General features: G+C 74.4%; 4 protein-coding genes. 3 read left to right on the forward strand and 1 reads right to left on the reverse strand.

Features of this window, described 5'->3' with window-relative positions; translation table 11 throughout:
• Nucleotides 1–227, reverse strand: a 227-nt coding sequence (locus B0E53_RS33980) for a hypothetical protein (protein ID WP_107079657.1), incomplete at its 3' end; no start/stop codon positions are given.
• Between the two features lie 490 nt (nucleotides 228–717).
• Here B0E53_RS33980 and trpC point away from each other — a divergent pair.
• From trpC to trpA, 3 genes are read left to right on the forward strand one after another with little or no spacing between them, the layout of a single operon-like run.
• The gene (gene trpC, locus B0E53_RS33985) at nucleotides 718–1,521 is read left to right on the forward strand and encodes an indole-3-glycerol phosphate synthase TrpC (protein ID WP_210406325.1); all 804 of its coding nucleotides are present in this window, start codon (nucleotides 718–720) and stop codon (nucleotides 1,519–1,521) included.
• A gap of 42 nt (nucleotides 1,522–1,563) precedes the next feature.
• Entirely contained in the window at nucleotides 1,564–2,796 is a 1,233-nt protein-coding gene (gene trpB, locus B0E53_RS33990; protein ID WP_107079655.1) for a tryptophan synthase subunit beta, read from the forward strand.
• A gap of 4 nt (nucleotides 2,797–2,800) precedes the next feature.
• On the forward strand, nucleotides 2,801–3,604 hold the full coding sequence (trpA, locus tag B0E53_RS33995) for a tryptophan synthase subunit alpha (RefSeq protein ID WP_107079656.1): 804 nt from the start codon (nucleotides 2,801–2,803) through the stop codon (nucleotides 3,602–3,604).
• Nucleotides 3,605–3,847 lie beyond the last annotated feature (243 nt).

The following is a 3,847-nucleotide window of genomic DNA, read 5'->3' on the forward strand; positions in this document are numbered from 1 at the left end:
GCGGCGCGGGCCGCGGCCAGCTCGGCCACCAGGCGGTCCAGTTCGCGGCGCTGCGCGGCCCGGGCCCGGTCGGCGCAGACGGCCTCCCAGGCGTTGCCCCGGGCGGTGCGCGTCCGCCCGTCGCCGGCCATGGCTTCGAGGGTGTGCACGACGCCGACGGCCAGCGCCGCGACGTTCCGGGAGATGGTGGTGAATCCGATGGTCTGGTTCGGACCGTTGGCGCTCATGGTCACCCCGCACGAGATCGTTGGCGACGATCGGCAGCCGCCTCATCGAGTCTGCCCGAGGAGGATGCTGCCGGGCTCACGTTTCGCCTCCGTGAAACGCAGGTCAACTCTGCGGCAGCCGGCCCGACCAGGGCAGGGCCGTTCGTCCTTGAGCTTGCTCACAGCATCGACGGCCGTCACGGTCCTGCGGTGGACGGGCCGCCGTGGTGAGATGGGTCATGGGCGGCGGTCGATGTGGCGGCCGGGGGCGCGGGACGCGCCCGGGTGGCGCCGGTCGAGGGGCGTGGTGGCGCTGCGTGACACCGTGTTCACCCGAAGTCGGCCATCATGCCACAGCCCATTTCGTGAGGAGCGCCATACCCCCCGGCACTTGTCGCCAGGTGGCGCCCCCTAGCATCGGCCCATGACACCCGGAGAGGGGAGTCCGTTGGTGACTGCTGAGCATGCGCACGCGGAGGGGGACGAGGCCGGATCGGCGGCGTCCGCAAGCGTGCTCGACGAGATCCTGGCCGGCGTGCGCGAGGACGTGGCCCGGCGACAGGAGCAGGTTCCGCTGGAGCGGATCCGCGAGCTGGCGGCTGCCGCGCCGCCGCCGCTGGACGCGTACGCGGCGCTGCGCCGGCCCGGCGTGGCCGTGATCGCCGAGGTGAAGCGGTCGTCGCCGTCCAAGGGGCGGCTGGCGGAGATCGCCGACCCGGCCGACCTCGCCGGCGACTACGCGGCCGGCGGCGCCCGGGCGATCAGCGTGCTCACCGAAGGCCGCTGGTTCGGCGGGTCGCTGGACGACCTGGCCGCGGTCCGCGCCGCGGTGAACGTGCCGGTGCTGCGCAAGGACTTCGTGGTCTCCAGCTACCAGGTGCACGAGGCCCGCGCGCACGGCGCCGACCTGGTGCTGCTGATCGTCGCCGCGCTGGAGCAGAACGTCCTGGTCGGGCTGCTGGAGCGGATCGAGTCGCTCGGCATGTGCGCGCTCGTCGAGGTGCACACCGAGGAGGAGGCCGACCGGGCCATGGAGGCCGGCGCGCAGGTGATCGGGGTCAACGCCCGTGACCTGCGTACCCTGGAGGTCGACCGCTCGGTGTTCGAGCGGATCGCGCCCGGCCTGCCGAGCAGCGTCGTCAAGATCGCCGAGTCCGGCGTGCGCGGCCCGCACGACCTGATCCGCTACGCCTCGGCCGGCGCCGACGCGGTCCTGGTCGGCGAGGGCCTGGTCACCCAGAAGAGCCCCCGCGAGGCGGTCGCCGAACTGGTCAACGCCGGCAACCACCCGGCCACGCCCCGCCCGGTGCGCTGACCCGCGCCGGATCCCCCGACACGCAGCGAGAGGACTCCCGCGATGAGCACTGACGCCGCGGCCCCGGCCGGCCGGCTCCCCGACGCCGCCGGTCATTTCGGCCGGTTCGGCGGCCGGTTCGTCCCCGAGGCCCTTGTCGCCGCGCTCGACGAGCTGGACGCGGCGTACCGGAAGGCGATGACCGACGAGAGCTTCCTCGCCGAGTTCGACGCCCTGCTGCGCGACTACGCCGGCACCCCCTCGCTGCTCTACGAGGCCCGCCGGCTCTCCGCCGAGATCGGGGCCCGGGTCCTGCTCAAGCGGGAGGACCTCAACCACACCGGCGCGCACAAGGTCCGCAACGTGCTCGGCCAGGCGCTGCTCACGAAGCGGATGGGCAAGCAGCGGGTGATCGCGGAGACCGGCGCCGGCCAGCACGGCGTGGCCACCGCCACGGCCGCCGCCCTGTTCGACCTCGAGTGCGTGGTCTACATGGGCGAGGTGGACACCGAGCGGCAGGCGCTCAACGTGGCCCGGATGCGGATGCTCGGCGCCACCGTCGTCCCGGTCACCACCGGCTCGCGGACCCTCAAGGACGCCATGAACGAGGCGATGCGGGACTGGGTCGCCAACGTCGACAGCACCCACTACCTGATCGGCACCGCCGCCGGCCCGCACCCGTTCCCCGAGATGGTCCGGGACTTCGTGCGCGGCATCGGCGTGGAGGCCCGCCAGCAGTGCCTGGACCTCACCGGCGCGCTGCCCGACGCCGTCGCGGCCTGCGTGGGCGGCGGCTCCAACGCGCTGGGCATCTTCCACGCCTTCGTGCCTGACACGGGCGTGCGGCTCTACGGCTTCGAGGCCGGCGGCGAGGGCGTGGCGACCGGCCGGCACGCGGCCAGCATCACCGGCGGCTCGGCGGGCGTGCTGCACGGCACCCGGACGTACGTGCTCCAGGACGAGGACGGCCAGACGGTCGAGTCGCACTCGATCTCGGCCGGCCTGGACTACCCGGGCGTCGGGCCGGAACACGCCTGGCTGCACGACAGCGGCCGGGCCACCTACCTGCCCGTCGACGACGACGAGGCGATGGCCGCCTTCGAGCTGCTCTGCCGCACCGAGGGCATCATCCCGGCGATCGAGAGCTCGCACGCGCTCGCCGGCGCCCGCAGGATCGCCCCGCAGCTCGCCGCCGAGCTGGGCCGGGAACCGGTCATCGTGGTCAACCTCTCCGGCCGGGGCGACAAGGACGTGCACACGGCCGGCGGATACTTCGGCATCCTCGACAAGGAGTGAGAGCGTGAGCCGGATCGGGGTCGCCTTCGACAAGGCCCGGGCCGACGGGCGGGCGGTGCTGGTCGGCTGCATGCCGGCCGGCTTCCCGACCGTCGAGGACAGCATCGCCGCGATGACCGCCATGGTCGAGGCCGGCGTGGACGTCATCGAGGTGGAGATCCCCTACTCCGACCCGGTGATGGACGGCCCGGTCATCCAGAAGGCCAGCGACATCGCCCTGGCCGGCGGCGTACGCACCGCGGACGCGCTGCGCATCATCGAGGCGGTCGCCGCCACCGGCGCGCCGGTGGTCACCATGACCTACTGGAACCCGATCGAGCAGTACGGCGTCGACGCGTTCGCCCGCGACCTGGCCGCCGCCGGGGGCACCGGCCTGATCACGCCGGACCTGATCCCGGAGGAGGCCGGCGAGTGGCTGGCCGCGTCCGAGGCGCACGGCCTGGACCGGACGTTCCTGGTCTCCCCGTCCTCCACCGACGCCCGGCTGAAGATGACCGCCGGGCACTGCCGCGGCTTCGTCTACGCCACCGCCATCATGGGCGTCACGGGCGCCCGGTCGCAGACCTCCGAGGCGGCCCCGATCCTGGTCTCCCGGCTGCGGGAGGTGACCGACCTGCCGGTCGGCGTCGGGCTGGGGGTGGGCACCGGCGCCCAGGCCGGCACCGTCGCCGGGTACGCCGACGCGGTGATCGTGGGCAGCGCGCTGGTCCGCTGCGTGCTCGACGCCCCCGACCGGGCCGCCGGCCTCACCGCCCTGCGCACTCTCAGCGCGGAACTCGCCGAAGGCGTCCGCAACCCGGCCCGCTGACGGCCGCTCGGCGGGCCTTCGCCGCGGCCCGGGTCGTCGGTGTCATCACGCTCGACGGGCGGATTTCACCGCAGGGTGCCCAGCTCGCCCCCGGCGCGCTGTTCGGGCGGGGCCGCCGCACCGGCCGGCCCGACATCGTCGCGGCCCCGCGTCGTCTCGCACAGGACGCCGGAGCGGCCCGCGAGGGCGTCGGCGACGGCGGCGCGGGTGGTCGGGGTGAGCGCCTCGGGCAGCGCGTCCGGC

Origin of the sequence: Micromonospora sp. MH33, assembly GCF_003013775.1 — a bacterium.
In the GTDB taxonomy this organism is placed as follows: Bacteria; Actinomycetota; Actinomycetes; order Mycobacteriales; family Micromonosporaceae; genus Micromonospora; species Micromonospora fulviviridis.